Consider the following 18645-nt stretch of genomic DNA (forward strand, 5'->3'; position numbering starts at 1 on the left):
GATGCATCGTCCACAGCATCTGACATGGGAAGAGAGCGCTTGTTACACGCTCACACTCGCGACCGCGTACCGGATGTTGTTCGGCCACGAGCCGCATGACCTTAAGCCCGGCCAGAACGTGCTGGTCTGGGGGGCGTCTGGCGGTTTGGGGTCTTATGCGATCCAGTTGATTAACACGGCTGGCGCGAATGCGATTGGCGTGATCAGCGACGAAAGCAAGCGCGAGTTTGTGATGTCACTGGGGGCGAAGGGTGTCATCAACCGGAATGATTTCAGTTGCTGGGGCCAATTGCCCACGGTGAATACGCCCGAATACAACACCTGGCTGCAAGAGGCCCGCAAGTTCGGCAAGGCGATCTGGGAGATTACAGGCAAAGGTGTGAACGTTGATATGGTGTTCGAGCACCCCGGTGAGGCGACATTCCCCGTATCGTCCCTTGTTTGCAAAAAGGGCGGCATGGTCGTGATTTGTGCCGGCACTACCGGTTTCAACTGTACCTTCGACGTGCGTTATATGTGGATGCACCAGAAACGTTTGCAGGGCAGCCACTTTGCCCATCTCAAACAGGCGAGCGCGGCCAACAAGCTGATGCTGGAGCAGCGGCTTGATCCGTGCATGTCGGAATGCTTTGGTTGGGATGCGATCCCGCAGGCCCATACCAAGATGCGCCGCAACGAGCACAAGCCGGGCAATATGGCTGTGCTTGTGCAGGCGCCGAAAATGGGTTTGCGCACCTTTGAGGATACGTTGGAAGCCTCGCGGATGCGCTAGGCCTACCCCTATTTTCCCAAGAAAGGCGTTGCCGGAAACGGTAGCGCCTTTTGCGTTCGCGACGGGAACCGCCGACCGACCAGAAATATTAATTATTCCTTAATACTTTGTAGGGACGGTGCATCATGGGACGCGATTGGATCATTGATGTACTGGCCGATCTGCGCAGTTTTGCGCGCGACAATGATTTGCCAATGTTGCGGGCGCAGCTGGAAGAGGCCGAACTTGTCGCACAGGTTGAGATTGCATCAAGCCCTGCCCCGGATGCGCGTCACCACCAAGGCGAGCATGACGCTATGCTAGGGCTTGCCGCCAAAGCCGAACCTGCGCGCAGGACCTAGCCCTTATCCGTGGCGAATGCGCTAGCAGCGCCTTTGCTGTCCCGATACAGTCGCAGCATGAACGCGCCCACCATCACATTCTCTGACGATCAGGCCGAGGCCTGGGACAATATCGCCGTCGCATTGCGCCAATCTGGCGTTGATCTGGACGATCACCTGCTGCAACCGCCACAGTCCGACAGCACGTCGGTGCTGGCGGTGATTGGCAAGGCGGGGTCGGGCAAAACGATGCTGTTGGCCAAGCTGTACCGCGCGCTGGAAGAGGCGGGCGTCGATGTGATTTCCGGCGATTGGGAAGGACGCAAGCGCAAGGACCGGCGCACGCTGGCTATTCTTGCACCCACGAACAAGGCCGCCAGTGTGTTGCGCAATCGGGGCGTACCCGCGACCACTATCCACCGCATTCTTTATACGCCTGTCTATGACCCGGAATATGAAAAGGTGGCCGAATGGCTGGCAGGACAAGGGGACAGGCCCGAGATCGAGGGGCTGAGTGATATCGCGCTTGACCGTGCATTTGCGTCTTTTCAGATCAATAAATCTGTACCTGCCGCACTTGCTGCGGCGGGCCTGCGCGGGAGCGATTTCATCACCGGATGGAAGCGGCGCGAAGAGCCTTTGGACATCGGCTTTGTCGATGAAAGTTCGATGCTGGACGAAAAGCAGTTCGCGGATTTGAAAGAGATTTTCCCGACGCTTTTGTTGTTCGGTGATCCGGCGCAATTGCCGCCTGTCCAATCCTCTGGCGGGATGGTGTTCGAGACTTTGCCAGCACCCCGCGTGCTGACCCTGAACCGCATACACCGGCAGGATGCGGGCAACCCGATCCTTGATCTGGCCCATGCTCTGGCTGACCCGCAGCTTGATTTTTATGGCTTTGAGCGGATGGTTGAAGAGGCGTCCAAGGTGGATGAACGTGTCGTGATGGCCCAGCGGGTTGAGGCCGATCTGATGGCGCGCTCGCCCTGTCTGGTGTGGCGCAACGCGACGCGCATCCGTTTGATCCATGCGTTCCGCGCAGCCTTTGCCGCACCCGTGGATGAGTTGTTGGCAGGCGAGCCCCTCATCTGTGACGGCATCGAACTGCCTTTGAAGCACCGCAAAAAGCGCCTTGATCTGGAGGCGCGTGGCCTGATCAAGGGCGCGCAGGTCATTTACCTTGGGCCGGGCCGCAAACCGGGATTTTCGCGTTTGCATGTGATGGGCGCCGAGGACCCGCAGGTGAGTGCGGCGAGCATCGTCAAGATTGAACAAGAGGGTGACGAAGAGCCCTTTATCCCTTTTGCGGCCCGCATGGGGGCGACGTTTCTGCATGGGGCGGCGGTGACGATCCACAAGGCGCAAGGCTCGCAGTGGGACACGGTGCAGGTCTTTGCGCCTGATATTTACGCGGCCTCGCGCATGGGGCGGGTCGAGGCGGGGCAGCCGCTTTGGAAACGCCTTGCCTATGTGGCGATCACGCGGGCGGAAACCCAGTTGCGCTGGGTTGTGCGCAATCGTCTGGCGCGCCCGCAGGGGGTGTTGCGCGTGGATGATCTTGAGGTGCCGGCGGCCCCGCTTGAGTTGAGGAGCGAAGAGATATGAAAACCATCATCATCACAGGGGCCAGCAGCGGTATTGGCCGCGTCACGGCAGAGTATTTTCTGGCCCAAGGTTGGCGCGTCGGGTTGATCGCGCGGCGAGCGGATGCACTGGCCGAGATTTCCCATGACAACGCGGTGCCGATGCCATGCGACGTCACGGATGAGGCGGCGGTTGACGTCGCTTTTGCCAGCTTCGGTCATCTCGATGTGCTGTTCAATAACGCTGGCATGTTCGGGCCGCAGACGACCATCGACAAGATCGCACTGGACGACTGGAAAGCGGTGTTGGACGTCAATCTGACTGGGATGTTTCTCTGCGCGCGCGCGGCGTTTCGCCAGATGCGCGGGCAGACGCCGCAAGGTGGCCGGATCATCAACAATGGATCAATCTCGGCCTTTACGCCACGTGAGGGGTCGGTCTGCTATACGGCAACCAAGCATGGTGTGAGCGGGCTGACCAAGACGCTGTCGCTGGATGGGCGGGCATTTGATATTGCCTGCGGGCAGATTGATATCGGCAACGCGCGCACCGATCTGGTACTGAAACTAGAAAAAACGCGCGCCGCGCAGGGTTTGGATCCGCTGCCCAGCATGGCGGTTGAAGATGTGGCGCGGTCGGTGTTTCACATGGCGACATTGCCGCCTGAGGCGAATGTGCAATCCATGATGGTGATGGCGACAAAGATGCCGCATATCGGGCGCGGTTAACGGCGGAAAGCGCTGAATGCGGCGGATGCACCCCAGCCTGCTGCGATGGCGATCGACAACGACATCAACCCGTAAAGGAAAGGGTTTTCATGCGCGAGGTTGTAGAGCCAGCGTTCCAGCCCCACCTTCTTGACAGCAATTGTCGTTGTGTAGAGATCAATGATCTGCTTATCGCGCGTTAGGTAGATCTCGGCCACATAGTCACCTTCGGTCAGGTTTGCAGGGAGCGGGATCAGCACGCGGAACAGCGCTTCTTCTGCTACGGAAACGCCCTCGGGGATGGTCTGGTACAGCCCCTGCGACCCACGAATGCGGATCAGTGCTTCTGTAAAGCTTTGTGCATTATCTGCGGTCGCTCCGATAGACCGGATCGCGCGTTGCATACTGATACGCGTGTTCAGGTCTTCGGCTGGTGTGAGAATTTCGTCCAATGGCCGGTTCGTCGCAACGGCATAGAATGTGGGTGCAACATCCACTTCTACGGATTCGGTATTTACCCAGATGCCAAGGCGGCGGTCTTTCTTGCGGACAGTGACTGGTTCATCGGGGCCAGCAATCGTGACGATCACCCCCAGATCGCCCGGAACCTCGACCGGACCATCACGCTTGATAGCCCCAAAGATCAGGATTTCCGAACCATCGAACGTCGCCGTAATTGCGACCTCATCCTTGCTTAATCCCAGAACAATCTCTTCGGCTTTCGCGGGTAGGGCCAGCGAAAGCAGCAGCGCAACAAGGCGGATCATGAGTGCCCCCCCGTGCCCAGAGAGTAGAGCTCGTTCGGCATGACAAGCAGATCGAACGCGAGCTTGCCGCATACGGCAAGCACCATGATAGCAAGCCAGATACGCAGCTGCTCGGCCTTCATTTTCACACCGATCCGCGTGCCGATCTGCGCACCGATCACGCCGCCCACAAGAAGAAGCACCGCGAGGACCACATCAACCGTGAAGTTTGTGGTTGCGTGTAGCATGGTGGTGAAGGCAGTCACAAAGATAATCTGGAACAGGGACGTACCAACCACCACTTTGGTGGGCATCCCCAGCAGATAGATCATGGCAGGGACCATGATAAAGCCACCGCCGACACCCATGATGGCGGCCAGAACACCCACAAGCACCCCGACCATCAGCGGTGGAATAACCGAGATATAGAGGCCGGATACGCGGAACTTCATCTTGAAGGGCAGGTTGTGAACCCAGTTGTGCTTGCGCCGCTTGGGTACACTCCCACCCGGTTTAGATGCCCTGCGGATCGCGTTCAGGCTCTCGATGAACATCATGGAGCCGATCATGCCAAGGAACACCACATAACAAAGCTGCACCAGCAGTTCGACCTGACCCAGCGCCTTGAGGTAGTTGAAAAGGGTGATACCAAGGCCCGAACCGACAAGACCGCCGATCAGCAACACGGTGCCCATCCTGAGATCCACCGTCTTTCGCTTCAGGTGCGCAAGGACGCCAGAGAAGGAAGATGCAACGATCTGGTTGGCTTCTGTTGCGACGGCAACCGCCGGAGGGATGCCGATAAAGAACAGCAGCGGTGTCATCAGAAAGCCACCGCCGACACCAAACATGCCCGACAGAACGCCCACGATTCCGCCTAGCCCCAACAAAAGGAAGATATTCACCGAAACCTCGGCGATAGGGAGGTAAATTTGCATGAGCTGTTCCGGGCGCTTGTGCCGTTGCAAACACCAAAAACCTAACAGGCGTTCATGTCAAACGATGTGAGCCGTTTTGATATGCAAACGCAGCAATTCTGCCACGTGGACTTATGATTGCGCAGGTTTTGGACTTAGGACAGAGACCGCAGATAACCGCGCAGAACCTTTTCCAGCTTGGCTGCCCCGATCGGGGCCATGGCTTTGGTATGTTCGTGGCTGATCGCCTCGTCGCTCATCCCTGCTGCCATATTGGTGATGGTCGAGATTGCAGCGGCTTTGAGGCCAAGGAACCTTGCAAGGATGACTTCGGGGACGGTGGACATGCCAACCGCGTCGGCCCCCAGCATCTTGATCGCGCGGATTTCGGCGGGGGTCTCGAATGAGGGGCCTGAATACCAAGCGTAAACACCGTCAGCCATTACCACGTCGGCTGCTTTGGCGGCGGCATGCAGCGCCGTGCGGATTGCGGGATCGTAGGCGTCTTTCATGGGCACAAAGCGCGCGTCGGTCGGCTCGCCGATCAGCGGGTTCAAGCCGGAGAAATTGATATGGTCGGACAGGCACATAATGGAGCCTGTCGGCATATCAACCTGCATCGACCCCGCCGCATTGGTGGCGATCATCGTATCGGCACCCAGTTCCCTCAGAACCTCCAAAGGCAGGCGCATCGCGTCACCGCGCCCGCTTTCATAGTAATGCGCACGTCCGCCGAAAACGGCAACGCGCACACCTTCAAGGGTGCCGATGACAAGGTTGGGGTTGTGGCCTGACACGCCGGCATGCGGAAAGCCGGGCAAGTCGGTGTAGGGGATGGCGATGCCGTCCACTTCGTTCGCGATATGCCCGAGGCCTGAACCAAGGATCAGACCAAAACGCACAGGCGCATCACCCGCCGCCTTTTTGATGACGGTGGCGAGGTCTTTAGCGTTCTTTGACATAAGGCGCGCCCCCTGCGCGTGGCGGGATCGCCTTGCCGACAAAACCGGCCAGAATGACGACCGTCAGGATATAAGGCAGCACATCAAGGAACTGGCCGTTCACCTGGAAGCCGACGACATTCGCCACCACGTCCGAGCGGAGGGACATCGCCTGCAGGAAACCAAAGAGCAGGCAGGCGTAGAGCGCGTACCACGGCCGCCATTTGGCAAAAATCAACGCGGCCAGCGCGATGTAGCCGCGTCCCGCGCTCATGTCTTTGACAAAGCTCGCTTGCAGGGCTGTTGCAAGGTAGGCGCCGGCGATGCCGCAGAGGACGCCACAGATGCCAACAGCGGCGAAACGCAGCCAGATCACCGACACGCCTGCGGTATCTACGGCGGCGGGATTTTCGCCCACTGCGCGCAGGCGCAGACCAAAGCGGGTCTGGAACAGGATCCACCAAGTCAGCGGCACCATGAGCAGGGCGACATAGACAAGGATCGTGTGTCCGGAAATCAGTTCGTAGTAGATTGGTCCGATAACGGGTACGTTCTGGAGTGCTTCGGCGAAGGGCAGTTCAATCGCGGTGAACCGCGCATCGCCCGACAGTTGCGGGGTCCGCCCGCCTTGGGCGAACCAGCTTTGCGCAATGACGACCGTAAGACCCGCCGCCAGAAAGTTGATCGCGACACCCGAGATCAGTTGGTTCCCGCGAAAGGTAATCGAGGCGAGCCCATGGACCGCCGACAGGATCAGCGACGCACCGATGCCTGCCAAAAGCCCCAGCCACACATTGCCCGTCACAGCGGCAATGGCGGCCGACAGGAAAGCTGCTGCCAGCATTTTGCCCTCAAGCCCGATATCAAAAATACCGGCCCGCTCGGAAAACAGACCTGCAAGACAGGCCAGAAGAAGCGGGGTTGCCAGACGCAGCGTGGCGTCCAGCATCTGCAAAAGGGTCGCAAAATCCATTTAGGCAGCTTTCTCCATCAGGAAGGGAAAGAGGTCAAAGAAGCGATCAGCGACCTCTGGATTGCGGCGCAGGGCGGCTTCGGCCTCTGCTTGGGTGATATCGACCGCCTGCGTTTTGTCTTTGCGCAGGAAGAACTGCAAGCCCAGCATCGCATCAAACCGGTCATCTGTGATGAACGGATCATGCGGCACGCGGGGCATCACGGTTTCTGCCGGCATCAACACGCTTGTCGGGCGTTGCAGCGACAGCAGTGCCACCAGATGCGGCGGCACGTCTGCTGCTGGGGTTTGGTCGATCACGTGGTGAACCCACTGGTGGAGTTCTTCCATCGAAATCAGGCCAAGTGCCAGACAGCTGAGCACAAAGCCCAGGTCTGCTCCGGTGTCATCATCGACACCGACTTTGAATTGTCCTGTCATGTTTTTGCTCTCCTCATTGCCAGGAATAGCCGCTCGAGCGGCATGCGCACCATATTGTCCAGTGCACCCGTGAAGAGGATTACCAAGGCCTGTATTACGATAATCAGCTCACGGGGGATCGACGTCCATAGGGCGAGTTCTGCGCCGCCTTGATATAGAAAGCCGAAAAGAAGGGCCGCCAGCAATACCCCGAAAGGATGGCTGCGCCCCATGAGTGCGACGGCGATGCCGATAAAGCCCGCCCCCTCCACTGCGTTCAGGACCAGCCGTTCGGCCTCGCCCTGCACGTTGTTGATGGCCATCATTCCGGCGAGACCGCCTGAAATAAGCATGGTGACCATGATGATTTTCGTCGGGCTGATGCCCGCATATTTTGCAGCCGATTCCGAGTGTCCGAAGGACCGGATTTCATAACCAAGCCGCGTTTTCCAGATCAGGATCCAGAGGAACAGACAGGCCGCGATGGCGACAAAGAAAGTGACGTTGGCTGGCGCGCCACGGAAGAATGTCGTTTCGCCGAAGTTGAACATGTCCTGAAAGGACGGCAGGTGTGTGGCTTCGGGGAAGCGGGGGGTTGCCGGTTCCATCCCGGGGGCTTTGAGCGCGCCGATAAGGAAGTAGTTGAGGACAGCAGCCGCGATAAAGTTGAACATGATCGTCGTGATCACGATGTGGCTGCCGCGCTTGGCCTGCAGGAATGCAGGAATTGCGGCCCATGCCGCACCAAAGAGCGCAGCGCCGATCGCAGAGCCCAAAAGCGCCAGCGTCCAATGCGGCCAGGGAATGAACAGGCAGATCACAGCCACACCCAGACCGCCGATGAGGGCCTGACCTTCACCACCGATGTTAAAAAGCCGCGCATGGAACGCGATGGCGACAGCAAGACCGGTGAAGATAAAGTTGGTAGCGTAATAGAGCGTGTAACCCCAGCCATAGGTCGAGCCCAACGCGCCGCTCACCATCAGCTTGAGCGCGGCCCACGGATTTTCACCAATGGCAAGGATCACCAAAGCAGACAGGATCGCCGCAAGCAGGATCGAGATCAGCGGGATCAGGACGACGTCGGCCCACTTTGGCATCACATCCATTCCTCAGACCTCCTTGGTCGTGCCGCTGCCAGCGGTCGCCAGTTGCGCCTCGACAGCCTCATGGAGTGGCCCACGCGGTTCGGTGGTCATCCCGGCCATCAAAAGCCCGAGCTCTTTTTCGTCTGTGTCCTGAGGCATCCGCTCGCCCATTATTTTTCCGTCAAACATAACCGCAATCCGGTCTGAGAGGGACAAAATTTCTTCTAACTCCACGGAAACCAACAAAATTGCTTTGCCCTGATCCCTAAGTGCAACAATCTGCTGGTGGATGAATTCGATCGCGCCAATGTCCACGCCGCGTGTCGGTTGCCCGATCAACAAAAGGTCGGGGTTGCGTTCAATCTCGCGCGCAAGGACGATTTTCTGCTGGTTGCCGCCGGAAAAGCTCTTGGCGGCAAGGCTTGGATCGGGCGGCCGCACGTCGAAGCGCGCCATTTTTTCTTCGGTGTCTTTACGGATGGCGGCATTGTCCATCAGCAATCTGTTTTTCTGATAGCGCGCATCGTGATGATAGCCAAAGGCGGTGTTTTCCCACGCCTGAAAGTCCATGATCAGCCCTTCGCGCTGGCGGTCTTCGGGGACGTGGCTGATGCCGCGCGCGCGTCTGCTTTGGCCGTTGGACTTCGCACCTGTCAGGTCGATTTCCTCGCCGTTCACCTTGATGCTGCCGGTGGCCTTTTCATAGCCGCCCAGTACTTCCAGCAATTCGGACTGTCCATTGCCGGCAACACCTGCAATCCCGAGGATTTCGCCAGCATGGACATCAAAGCTGACGCCTTTGAGACGGTGAACGCCTTTGCTGTCGGTCACATTAAGGTCTTTGACCTCAAGGATTTTTCGTCCGATTTGTGCCGGTGCTTTGTCCACGCGCAGCAGTACCTTGCGGCCGACCATCAGTTCGGCCAGTTGCGGCGGGCTGGTTTCCGCTGTTTTGACGGTGGCGGTCATTTCGCCCCGTCGCATCACGCTGACGGTATCGGTGATTTCCATGATTTCGCGCAGTTTATGCGTGATCAGGATAATGGTTTTACCCTCGCGCTTGAGGTTCTCAAGGATGCGGAACAAATGGTCCGCCTCGGCGGGTGTCAGCACACCTGTGGGTTCGTCCAGAATCAGGATATCGGCTTTGCGGTACAGCGCTTTGAGGATTTCCACGCGCTGTTGCATGCCGACGCCGACCTCTTCGATCAGGGCGTCTGGATCGACGTTCAGTTCGTATTCTTCGGCAAGGCTTTTGAGTTCGCGCCGCGCGCGCGCCAGTGACGGGCGCAACAGGCCGCTGTCCTCGGCCCCGAGAACCACGTTTTCCAGAACGGTGAAGTTTTCCACCAGCTTGAAATGCTGGAACACCATGCCGATGCCTGCGGCGATCGCGGCCTGACTGTCAGGGATGGATGTTTTTTTGCCAGCGATGAAAATCTCGCCTTTGTCGGCTTTGTAAAAGCCGTACAGGATCGACATCAGCGTTGATTTGCCCGCACCGTTTTCGCCGATGATTCCGTGGATCGTGCCGGGCATCACGCGGATTGAGATGTCTTTGTTCGCTTGAACGGGACCGAAGGCTTTGGAAATGCCTTTCAACTCAATCGCGGGGGCTGTGTCGGACATATTGGCACCTGTTCCTTATGCAAAAGGCCGCACCGATTGCTCAGCGCGGCCTTTGTTGTTTTGGCCGTCAGGACTGGCTTAGAAGCTCAGCGCGGGGCAGGTTTCGTCGGCTGTGTAGTCGTGGACAACCAGCTCGCCCGAAGCGATGGATGCGGCAGCGGCGTCAACAGCGGCTTGCATATCAGCCGAGACCAGTTCTGCGTTGAATTCGTCCAGCGCGTAGCCCACGCCTTCATTCGCAACGCCCATGACGTTAAAGCCGGTTTCGAGGTCTGTGCCTTGGGTAAAGGCCTCGTAGACCGCGTTATCGACGCGCTTGAGCATGGATGTCAGAACCTCGCCGGGGTGCAGGTAGTTCTGGTTTGCGTCAACGCCGATGGACAGGATGTCTTCGTCAGCAGCGGTTTGCAGAACGCCAACGCCGGTGCCGCCAGCAGCAGCAAAGACAACGTCAGAACCCTGGCTGATCTGTGCCAGTGTCAGTTCGGACCCTTTTACCGGATCGTTCCAAGCCGCAGGTGTTGTGCCTGTCATGTTGGCGATGACTGTGACGTCAGGGTTTACGGCCATTGCACCCTGAGCATAGCCACAGGCGAATTTGCGGATCAGCGGGATGTCCATGCCACCAACGAAGGACACTGTGCCGCTCTCGGATGCCATCGCGGCCATCATGCCGACGAGGTATGACCCTTCGTGCTCGTTGAACACAACAGAGCGGACGTTTGGCGCGTCAACGACCATGTCGATGATCGCAAACTTGGTGTCAGGATAGTCGGCTGCGACTTCGGCCAGTGGTGTGGCCCATGAGAAGCCTGCCATGACGATCGGGTTGGCGCCGGATTCTGCGAAACGGCGGATCGCCTGTTCGCGCTGCGCGTCGGACTGAATTTCAACTTCGGCATAGGACCCGCCGGTCTCTTCTGCCCAACGCTGGGCTCCGTTATAGGCGCTTTCGTTAAAAGATTTGTCGAACTTGCCACCAAGATCGAACAAGATGGCGGGATCTGCAGCGGCAGTACCGGCTGTCAAAGCCAGTGCGGCAGATGCGCCAAGAAATTTTTGCATAAGTGTCATTTATAGTCTCCCAGGTCGTTACGCGAGGTATTTACGGGCGTCAGGCGCCCCCTCAGTGATGTCTGAGCCGATCTGATGTCGGTCATCACTCGATAAGGCCTTGCCTTGCGGGGAAGATCAACCGCTTTTTAAGCGATGTCATGCGGCGAAAGGTCAAAAACGGCGTTATTCATAGGCTGACGCAAAGTCAGGTTGTGGTCAGTGACTTGCGCATGACCAAAGCGGCCAACGGTGCCCCATCTTTGGGCAGATAATAGCCGGGCCGCCGCCCGATTTGGCGATAGCCGGACGCTGTATAAAGCGCGATTGCCGCATCGTTGTCTTCTGCGACTTCAAGAAAGATTCTTGCCGCACCTTCGGTTTGTGCCTGTGCCTCACCAGCCAGCAATGTGGCGCGCGCAAGGCCCTGACGTCGCATGTCCGGTGCTGTGGCAATGGTTAAAAGCTCCGCTTCGTCCAACACCGTGCGGATCAGTGCAAAACTGCGCGCATCACCGATCGCAAAGGTGCCGGGGTGTTTGAGAAGGCCTGCAAATTCATCGGCCGACCACGCGCGTGTCGCGCTGAAAGCGGCTGCGTGAAGCATTGCCAACTCCTGTGGCGTCATGACAGCAAGACTGGCGCGGGATCGCGCGGCGGGGCGGCGTCGGCGCTGCGGATATAGAGGGGCGCGGGGCGCGGGTGGTCTGTTGCGAGGCGCGAAGCGGCGATTTTGGCAACTGCGCTGATGAGCACGGATGGGGCTTTTTGTGCACCTGCGGGCTCCGTGCTCTGGACGGGATCGCTTGTCGTGCCATCGGCGCGGAACGCTTGGGTGTAGGACTGGTCACGCGGGGCGGGAATGGTCGCCGTGAAGGGGAGCGTTTCGCCATGGGCGCGGGCGTCAAACCCGTTTACGCCAATCGCTGGCTTTCCAAGCCCAAGCGCCAGCCCGCGAGCGGCCGACAGGGCGATGCGGATGCCTGTGAAATTGCCTGGACCAACGCCGACGCCGATCCCGTCAAGCTCGCGCCATGTCAGCCCCTCGGTCGCCAGCATCTCTTCCAGCATCGGCATCAGATGTTCGGCCTGTCCTTTGGCCATGTCGTCCACGCGTGTGACGATCCGGTCGCCCAACAGCAAAGCGGCGGCGCAATGCGCCGCCGATGTATCAAATGCAAGAAGGGCCGGTTTAAGCTGCAACTGGCCGGACCTCGACCACCTCGGGGATATAGTGGCGCAGCAGGTTCTCGATGCCCATTTTCAGGGTCAGCGTGGATGACGGGCAACCGGCGCATGCGCCTTGCATATGCAGGTAAACGATACCGCGCTCAAATCCGTGGAAGGTAATGTCGCCGCCGTCCTGTGCCACGGCTGGGCGCACACGGGTGTCGAGCAACTCTTTGATCTGGCCGACAATCTCGGCGTCTTCGCCGGTATGTTCGGCATGGCCGCTCACCGGTTTATGGTCGTCGGCCATCACGGATTGACCGGACTGATAGTGCTCCATGATCGCGCCAAGAATACCTGGTTTGATATGGTCCCAGTCGACATCGTCGGCCTTTGTGACGGTCACGAAATCAAGGCCAAAGAAGACGCCCGACACACCACCAGCAGCAAAGATGCGCTTGGCAAGGGGCGAGTTTTCAGCCGCCTCACGACTTGGAAAGTCGGCTGTGCCGACCTCAAGCACATTCTGGCCGGGCAGAAACTTGAGCGTTGCGGGGTTTGGTGTCGATTCAGTCTGGATGAACATGTGGCCAACCTTTTTTGTCAGGCTTTAGATATGCGGTTGATTGCCACGCATGTCAAGGTTTGGAATCATTCTAAACTGTGCGAGGAGGTTTAAGTGATCGCCTCGAGCCGTTCTTTGGAAAGATCACCCGGCACAATTGTGATCGGGACAGGCAGGCTGCCGGACTGTTTGCTGAGTTGTGACACAAGGGGCCCTGGGCCTTTGCTATCCATGCCTGCGCCCAGAACCAACACGCCGATTTCGGGGTCTTCGTTAACGTGGGCGATGATTTCACTCAGTGGTTCGCCTTCGCGGATTACGAGTTCAGGATCAATGTTTTGTTTGTCGCGCATCCATTTCGCGAAAACTTCAAAGTGGACTTCGATGCGTTCACGGGCCTCGGCGCGCATCAACTCGCCCACGCCGATCCAGTGGTTGAACTCGTCAGGGGGGATGATGGCCAGAATTGCCACGCCGCCGCCTGTATGGGATGCGCGCATCGCGGCAAAGCGCATGGCGTTCAGGCACTCGCGGCTGTCATCCAAAACGACCATAAACTTACGCATTTTGCTCTCCCTGTTGGGCCAAGTGTGGCGCATCCTTCACGTGCTGGCAACGACAGATTGCTGCGCGCGCTAGGCCGTGCTGGCCGCCCAGTCCCAATACATATCGCGTACCTGTCGGGTCACGGGGCCGACTTGATATTGGGTGTCCTCGAATGCGGTGACAGGCGTGACCTTGGACATATTGCCCGAAAGAAAGACTTCGTCCGCGCCTCGGAAATCATCGAAGGTGAGCACGGTTTCATGCACTTTGACGCCATCGGCACGCAGGTTCGATATGTGCCGTGCGCGCGTGATGCCTGACAGGAAAGTGCCGTTGGGGATGGGGGTGAAAACCTCGCCGTCCTTGACCATAAAGACGTTTGCGGTGGCTGTTTCGGCCACATTGCCCATCGCATCGGCGACAAGCGCGTTCGAAAAACCGCGCGCACGGACCTCGGCCAGCATGCGGGCGTTGTTGGGGTAAAGGCAGCCGGCCTTGGCATTGACCACCGCGTCGTCGATCACAGGGCGGCGGAATTTGGTCAGGCCCAGTGTTGTCGTGGCGGTGGCCGCAGCAAAGGGGATTTCTTCAAGACAAATGGCAAAACCGGTTTCCTCGGCGCTAGGCACAATCGCAGTCGCGTCGCCGTGGATCGCCCAATACATGGGGCGGATATAGACAGCGGTGCCTGTCGGGTATTTCGCCAAACCTTCTTTGGTGATCGCGATCATATCTTCGGTGCTGACGGTCGGCGTGATCATCAGCGCTTCGGCCGAGCGGTTCACGCGGGCGCAGTGCAGATCAAGATCAGGCATCAGCCCGTTTACAAAGCGCGCGCCATCAAAAACTGTCGTTCCCAGCCACGCGCCATGATCCGCCGCGCGCATGACAGGCGTGTCACCTTCGTGCCATGTGCCTTCGAAATAGGTGCGGATGTTTTTGCCGGTAGCCATGGTGCCTTCTCCCTTTTGGGCCACACTAGGCCTGCAAAATGGGAGGGTAAAGTGGGGATGCGTCCGATGCCGGGGTACACCGGACGCATGAGCCGACCAGGGTGATCACGGGACGAGAGACACCGGTGCGGACAGTTGCGCGATTCTTTATCGCCCCCTCATGTTGGGACCTGAGAGATTCAATTTTGTGACGTTTACTCGGCCAGCGCCAAGAGTGCTGGTAGATCAACACGGCTATTGGTCATTGCAAGCGTGCCATCTGCTTCGCGGGGCCAGACCGCGATCGGACGGTCATAGTAGAGTTCAACACCGTTCTGGTCGGGGTCACGCAAATAAATCGCCTCGCTGACGCCGTGATCGCCCGCGCCGTCCAGTGGGATGCCCGCATCGAGCACGCGCTTGACAACTTGGGCGAGCGACTTTCTGTCAGGATACAGAAAGGCCGTGTGGTACAGGCCAGTGTGTCCTTTGGGCGGCGGAGATGCACCAAGGCTTTCCCATGTGTTCAGGCCAATGTGATGGTGATAATCGCCAGCGGCAAGAAATGCCGCCTGATCGCCATAGCGTTGGGTTAACGCGAAACCCAAAACGCCTGCGTAAAAGGCGATAGAGCGTTCAAGATCAGAGACACGCAGGTGAACGTGCCCGACGCGGGCTGTGGAAGGTGCAGACATGGTGTGCCTCTTGTTTATTGGTAAAGCCAAGATACATCACGTCATATTTGCACAAAATACGTATTTCTTAATATGCGATGTGCAATATTGCACGCTTTCGTTCCGCTGTGCCGTCTGATCCCCGTCACAGAGATGCAAGCAAATGAAAATTCGGAGAAACACGAGCGCTCCACACCCCGCTTTGGGTCAAATCCCATGAATGGCTGGATTGCACTCAGGTTGTCAGACGCAGCGGTCGCCAAATGCATATCGGGCCGCGCTGGTCATCGCCAAGAGCTTGAAGTCTGGCGGAATGTACTAGTTATCAGGCGAGAAACACGAGAGCGCATTCATGATCACAGCCCGACGAAATATGCTCTGGCTCAAGTCGAGTTCACTGTGCTTCCTGACAGCTTTTTTTGTCTTATGGAGCAGCCAGACCATTGCACTTGATAGAGAGACACCGTTCGACTCTATCGATGGTGGGACACTGTCCCTCGCGCAATGGGAAGGGCAGCCTGTTCTTGTGGTCAATACAGCCTCGATGTGTGCGTTCACAGAGCAGTATCGCGAATTGCAGGCGCTTTATGACCGCTACCGCGATCAAGGATTGGTCGTGCTTGCGGTGCCTTCTGACGATTTCAACCAAGAGCTGGCAAGCAACGCTGAGGTCAAAGAGTTTTGTGAACTCATCTATGGCATTGATATGCCTATGACTGTGATCACCGGAGTGAAGGGGCGCAATGCCCATCCGTTTTATCAGTCACTCCGTCAAGAGGTTGGATTTACGCCAAGATGGAATTTCAACAAGGTATTGCTGGATCGGCAGGGTCAGGTTGTCGACACCTTTGCCTCCCGCGTAAATCCGCTATCGGATCAGATCACACGGCAAATCGACAGTTTGTTGTCTGACGCAACTGTCACGCAATAGCCTGCTTTCAATACGTGTCGCGGATAGGCTCAATCCGTCAGCGTCAGGTCTGCCTTTCAAAGGCCCTGCAATATCAAGGCCTACCAGAGAAAGCTGCGGCGTGTGTCGCGGCGACCTGTTGAAACCAGACCGCACAGCCGCCGCGCTCCGTTCTGCTTTAGCTGCGCAGCAGCCCCACGATGTCATAGGTATCCCGCAGGATCGGGTTGGCGATGGCCCGTGCTTTTTCCGCGCCTTCGCCAAGGATACGGTCGATCTCTGCCGGATCAGCCATGAAGCGCGCCATTTCGTCCGAAATTGGCGCAAGTTTCGCGACCGCCAGATCAGCCAGCGCAGGTTTGAAGGTGCCCCAGCCCGCGCCGGGGTATTCGGCGATGACGGCCTCGGCGGTCATGTCGTTGAGGGCTGCGTAAATCTCGACCAGATTGCGCGCTTCGGGGCGGTCTTTAAGCCCGTCGACGGTTTCGGGGAGCGGTTCAGGATCGGTTTTTGCCTTCTTGAACTTCTTGGCGATCTTGTCAGCATCATCGGTCATGTTGATGCGTTCCATGTCACTTTCACCGGATTTCGACATTTTCTTGGTTCCGTCACGCAGGTTCATAATGCGCATGGCGGGGCCTTCGATCACCGGTTCGGTTAGCGGGAAGAAATCGGTTTTGAAGTCGTGGTTGAACTTGGCCGCGATGTCGCGGGTCAGCTCAACATGTTGTTTCTGGTCCTCGCCCACGGGAACATGGGTGGCGTGATAAAGCAGAATGTCAGCCGCCATCAGCGCAGGATAGGCATAGAGGCCCAGCGACACTTTCTCGGCGTTGCTGCCTGCCTTATCCTTGAACTGGGTCATGCGGTTCATCCAGCCGACACGGGCGACGCAGTTGAAAATCCACCCCAGTTCGGCGTGGGCCGCGACCTGGCTTTGGTTAAACAGAATGGACTGGCTGGGATCGAGCCCTGCGGCAAGGTAACCGGCGGCCACTTCGCGGGTCATATTGGCAAGCTCTTTGGGGTCCTGCCATACGGTAATCGCGTGCATATCGACGACGCAATAGATCGTCTCCATCTGGCCCTGCATGCCCACAAAGCGTTTGATCGCACCCAGATAGTTGCCAAGCGTCAGCCCGCCAGAAGGTTTGATCCCCGAGAAGACGCGCGGTGTGAATGATGTTTGGCTCATGGTGCAATGTCCGGTCTGGATTTCGGGGCAAGGGTCGCATACCCATGCCAGACAGACCCGTCAACTTCAACTCTGCAGCGAGACCGCTATGAAGCCCGAAAGCCCCATTAATACCTTGCCTGTTGTGGTGATCATACTGGCGCTTGCGATTGTCGGGGTTGAAGTTGTCTTTCAGCTTGCGAATGCGGGGATCATCGGTGGCCCGCGTGGTCTGGGTTGGCGGCTTGTCGCGATTGAGGAGTTCGGCTTTGCCCCTGCTGTGCTCGACCGTGTGTTGGTGAGCAGCGACTATAGTTTTGACATGCTCAAGCGGTTCGTCACCTATACGTTTATCAACGGACAAATTATTCAGGTGGCGTTTTGTGCGGCTTTAATCCTCGCTTTGGGGAAGTTTACAGCCGAGTATTACGGATCGCTCAAGGTGCTACTTGTTTATCTCGTCACCAGCATTGCCGGTGCGGTTGTTTTCGGCCTGTTGGCGGGTGACAACACATTGCTGATTGGGGCCTTTACACCGGTTTATGGATTGATCGGCGCCTATACCTATGTGTTGTGGCTGCGGCTTGGAAGTGCCGGAGAAAACCAGATCATGGCGTTCCGGTTGATCGGGTTTCTTTTGGCGATCCAGCTGGTCTTCGGTCTGATCTTCGGTGGCAACAGTCAGTGGATTGCGGAACTCACCGGTTTTTTCACGGGCTTTGTGCTCTCGACCCTTCTTGCGCCTGGCGGGTGGGCCAGTCTGGTGCGCCGGATACGGAGACGGTCCTAGCGGCGCAGGTTGCGTTTGAACTCGGACAGTTTGAACGCACCCAGCAGATGACCGATGCCAAAGTAGCTGACCATGCCGATCAGCACCAAGACGAGCAGCGCCAGATAGCGCAGAGTTGCGATCCCGAGGAAGGGTGTCATCACCGTTGCACTTGCAAAGAGGATCGCCCCCATTGCGAGCGCGGACAGAATGATCCGCCCCAGCCGTTTCTTGAAACGCGCGTCGAATTTACCAGCGTCGCCCATGGTCCGCGCGCCGCGCATCAGCATCACAACCATCGCCCAACCCGTCAGGGACGTACCAATGGCCGCGGCAATAAAGCCGATTTGCGGTGCGAGCCCGATGGCCAGAGCCGCATTCAGGACCATGGCGGCAAGGGCGTAATAGAAGGGCCGTTTGGTGTCTTCGCGGGCAAAAAACAGCGGTTGCAGGGTTTTTTGCAGCACAAAGGCAGGCAGACCCAGCCCGTAAACCGCAACGGCCAAAGCGGTGGCAGCGGTGTCGTCGCTGGTGAAAGCACCGCGTTCGAAAAGGACACTGACGAGCGGGATGGGGATCACCATCAGTGCAACAGAGGCGGGAATGGTCAGGGCAAGGCTGATTTCAGAGGCACGATTAAAGGCGTCTTGTCCGCCTGCATCATCACCCGCGCGCAGGCGGCGTGACAGATCGGGTAGCAGCACAACCCCGATTGCGATGCCCACGACGCCAAGAGGCAGTTGATAGAGCCGGTCGGCGTAATTGAGCCACGCAAC

General features: G+C 58.0%; 22 protein-coding genes. 6 read left to right on the forward strand and 16 right to left on the reverse strand.

What is annotated here, in order from left to right:
* The 4 genes from VGP75_RS01005 to VGP75_RS01020 form a co-directional block, all read left to right on the forward strand.
* Window positions 1-772: zinc-binding dehydrogenase (locus VGP75_RS01005; protein ID WP_327541870.1), on the forward strand; the 772-nt coding region annotated here is incomplete at its 5' end.
* Between the two features lie 125 nt (window positions 773-897).
* Window positions 898-1113, forward strand: a complete 216-nt coding sequence (locus VGP75_RS01010; RefSeq protein ID WP_327541871.1) for a hypothetical protein — start codon at window positions 898-900, stop codon at window positions 1111-1113.
* 57 nt (window positions 1114-1170) lie between these two features.
* Window positions 1171-2697, forward strand: a complete 1527-nt coding sequence (locus VGP75_RS01015) for an ATP-dependent DNA helicase (RefSeq protein WP_327541872.1) — start codon at window positions 1171-1173, stop codon at window positions 2695-2697.
* Window positions 2694-3404 (forward strand): SDR family oxidoreductase, encoded by a 711-nt coding sequence (locus tag VGP75_RS01020; RefSeq protein ID WP_327541873.1) that lies wholly within the window; start codon window positions 2694-2696, stop codon window positions 3402-3404. The genes VGP75_RS01015 and VGP75_RS01020 overlap by 4 nt, the downstream gene beginning before the upstream one ends.
* Here the strand turns inward: VGP75_RS01020 and VGP75_RS01025 are convergent.
* From VGP75_RS01025 to VGP75_RS01090, 14 genes are all read right to left on the reverse strand, one after another.
* On the reverse strand, window positions 3401-4150 hold the full coding sequence (locus VGP75_RS01025; protein ID WP_327541874.1) for a TIGR02186 family protein: 750 nt from the start codon (window positions 4148-4150) through the stop codon (window positions 3401-3403). The genes VGP75_RS01020 and VGP75_RS01025 overlap by 4 nt on opposite strands.
* The gene (locus VGP75_RS01030) at window positions 4147-5067 is read right to left on the reverse strand and encodes a sulfite exporter TauE/SafE family protein (RefSeq protein ID WP_327541875.1); all 921 of its coding nucleotides are present in this window, start codon (window positions 5065-5067) and stop codon (window positions 4147-4149) included. Before VGP75_RS01030 ends, VGP75_RS01025 begins: the two co-directional genes overlap by 4 nt.
* Window positions 5068-5201: 134 nt before the next feature.
* Window positions 5202-6008 carry a purine-nucleoside phosphorylase gene (locus VGP75_RS01035; protein ID WP_327541876.1) on the reverse strand — a complete coding sequence of 269 codons (807 nt, stop codon included), beginning with the start codon at window positions 6006-6008 and terminating at the stop codon, window positions 5202-5204.
* Window positions 5992-6960 (reverse strand): ABC transporter permease, encoded by a 969-nt coding sequence (locus VGP75_RS01040; RefSeq protein WP_327541877.1) that lies wholly within the window; start codon window positions 6958-6960, stop codon window positions 5992-5994. The genes VGP75_RS01035 and VGP75_RS01040 overlap by 17 nt, the downstream gene beginning before the upstream one ends.
* On the reverse strand, window positions 6961-7380 hold the full coding sequence (locus VGP75_RS01045) for a hypothetical protein (protein ID WP_327541878.1): 420 nt from the start codon (window positions 7378-7380) through the stop codon (window positions 6961-6963).
* Window positions 7377-8468, reverse strand: coding sequence for an ABC transporter permease (locus tag VGP75_RS01050; RefSeq protein WP_327541879.1), 1092 nt, complete (start codon window positions 8466-8468; stop codon window positions 7377-7379). The genes VGP75_RS01045 and VGP75_RS01050 overlap by 4 nt, the downstream gene beginning before the upstream one ends.
* Before the next feature lie 3 nt (window positions 8469-8471).
* Window positions 8472-10076, reverse strand: a complete 1605-nt coding sequence (locus VGP75_RS01055; RefSeq protein WP_327541880.1) for an ABC transporter ATP-binding protein — start codon at window positions 10074-10076, stop codon at window positions 8472-8474.
* Between the two features lie 78 nt (window positions 10077-10154).
* Complete coding sequence (locus tag VGP75_RS01060; protein WP_327541881.1) at window positions 10155-11150, reverse strand: BMP family lipoprotein; 996 nt, start codon at window positions 11148-11150, stop codon at window positions 10155-10157.
* A 187-nt stretch (window positions 11151-11337) separates the two neighbouring features.
* Window positions 11338-11736 carry a GNAT family N-acetyltransferase gene (locus tag VGP75_RS01065; RefSeq protein WP_414727749.1) on the reverse strand — a complete coding sequence of 133 codons (399 nt, stop codon included), beginning with the start codon at window positions 11734-11736 and terminating at the stop codon, window positions 11338-11340.
* 17 nt (window positions 11737-11753) lie between these two features.
* On the reverse strand, window positions 11754-12332 hold the full coding sequence (tsaB, locus tag VGP75_RS01070) for a tRNA (adenosine(37)-N6)-threonylcarbamoyltransferase complex dimerization subunit type 1 TsaB (RefSeq protein ID WP_327541883.1): 579 nt from the start codon (window positions 12330-12332) through the stop codon (window positions 11754-11756).
* Window positions 12322-12885 carry a NifU family protein gene (locus tag VGP75_RS01075; protein ID WP_327541884.1) on the reverse strand — a complete coding sequence of 188 codons (564 nt, stop codon included), beginning with the start codon at window positions 12883-12885 and terminating at the stop codon, window positions 12322-12324. Before VGP75_RS01075 ends, tsaB begins: the two co-directional genes overlap by 11 nt.
* An 89-nt stretch (window positions 12886-12974) precedes the next feature.
* Window positions 12975-13430, reverse strand: a complete 456-nt coding sequence (locus VGP75_RS01080) for a universal stress protein (protein ID WP_327541885.1) — start codon at window positions 13428-13430, stop codon at window positions 12975-12977.
* A 69-nt stretch (window positions 13431-13499) separates the two neighbouring features.
* Window positions 13500-14363 (reverse strand): branched-chain amino acid aminotransferase, encoded by an 864-nt coding sequence (locus tag VGP75_RS01085; protein WP_327541886.1) that lies wholly within the window; start codon window positions 14361-14363, stop codon window positions 13500-13502.
* Window positions 14364-14557: 194 nt separating this feature from the next.
* Window positions 14558-15037, reverse strand: coding sequence for a VOC family protein (locus VGP75_RS01090; RefSeq protein WP_327541887.1), 480 nt, complete (start codon window positions 15035-15037; stop codon window positions 14558-14560).
* A gap of 331 nt (window positions 15038-15368) precedes the next feature.
* On the opposite strand from VGP75_RS01090, the gene VGP75_RS01095 reads away from it, so the two are divergent.
* Entirely contained in the window at window positions 15369-15947 is a 579-nt protein-coding gene (locus VGP75_RS01095; protein WP_327541888.1) for a glutathione peroxidase, read from the forward strand.
* Between the two features lie 157 nt (window positions 15948-16104).
* Here VGP75_RS01095 and trpS read toward each other — a convergent pair whose 3' ends face one another.
* Window positions 16105-17121: a tryptophan--tRNA ligase gene (gene trpS / locus VGP75_RS01100; RefSeq protein WP_327541889.1), complete on the reverse strand. Its 1017-nt coding sequence runs from the start codon at window positions 17119-17121 to the stop codon at window positions 16105-16107.
* Window positions 17122-17209: 88 nt separating this feature from the next.
* On the opposite strand from trpS, the gene VGP75_RS01105 reads away from it, so the two are divergent.
* Window positions 17210-17890, forward strand: a complete 681-nt coding sequence (locus VGP75_RS01105) for a rhomboid family intramembrane serine protease (RefSeq protein WP_327541890.1) — start codon at window positions 17210-17212, stop codon at window positions 17888-17890.
* On the opposite strand, the gene murJ is transcribed toward VGP75_RS01105, so the two are convergent.
* The coding region (gene murJ / locus VGP75_RS01110; RefSeq protein WP_327541891.1) for a murein biosynthesis integral membrane protein MurJ at window positions 17887-18645 on the reverse strand (759 nt) is incomplete at its 5' end. The genes VGP75_RS01105 and murJ overlap by 4 nt on opposite strands.

It is taken from the genome of Yoonia sp. (assembly GCF_036007805.1).
GTDB lineage: Bacteria > Pseudomonadota > Alphaproteobacteria > Rhodobacterales > Rhodobacteraceae > Yoonia.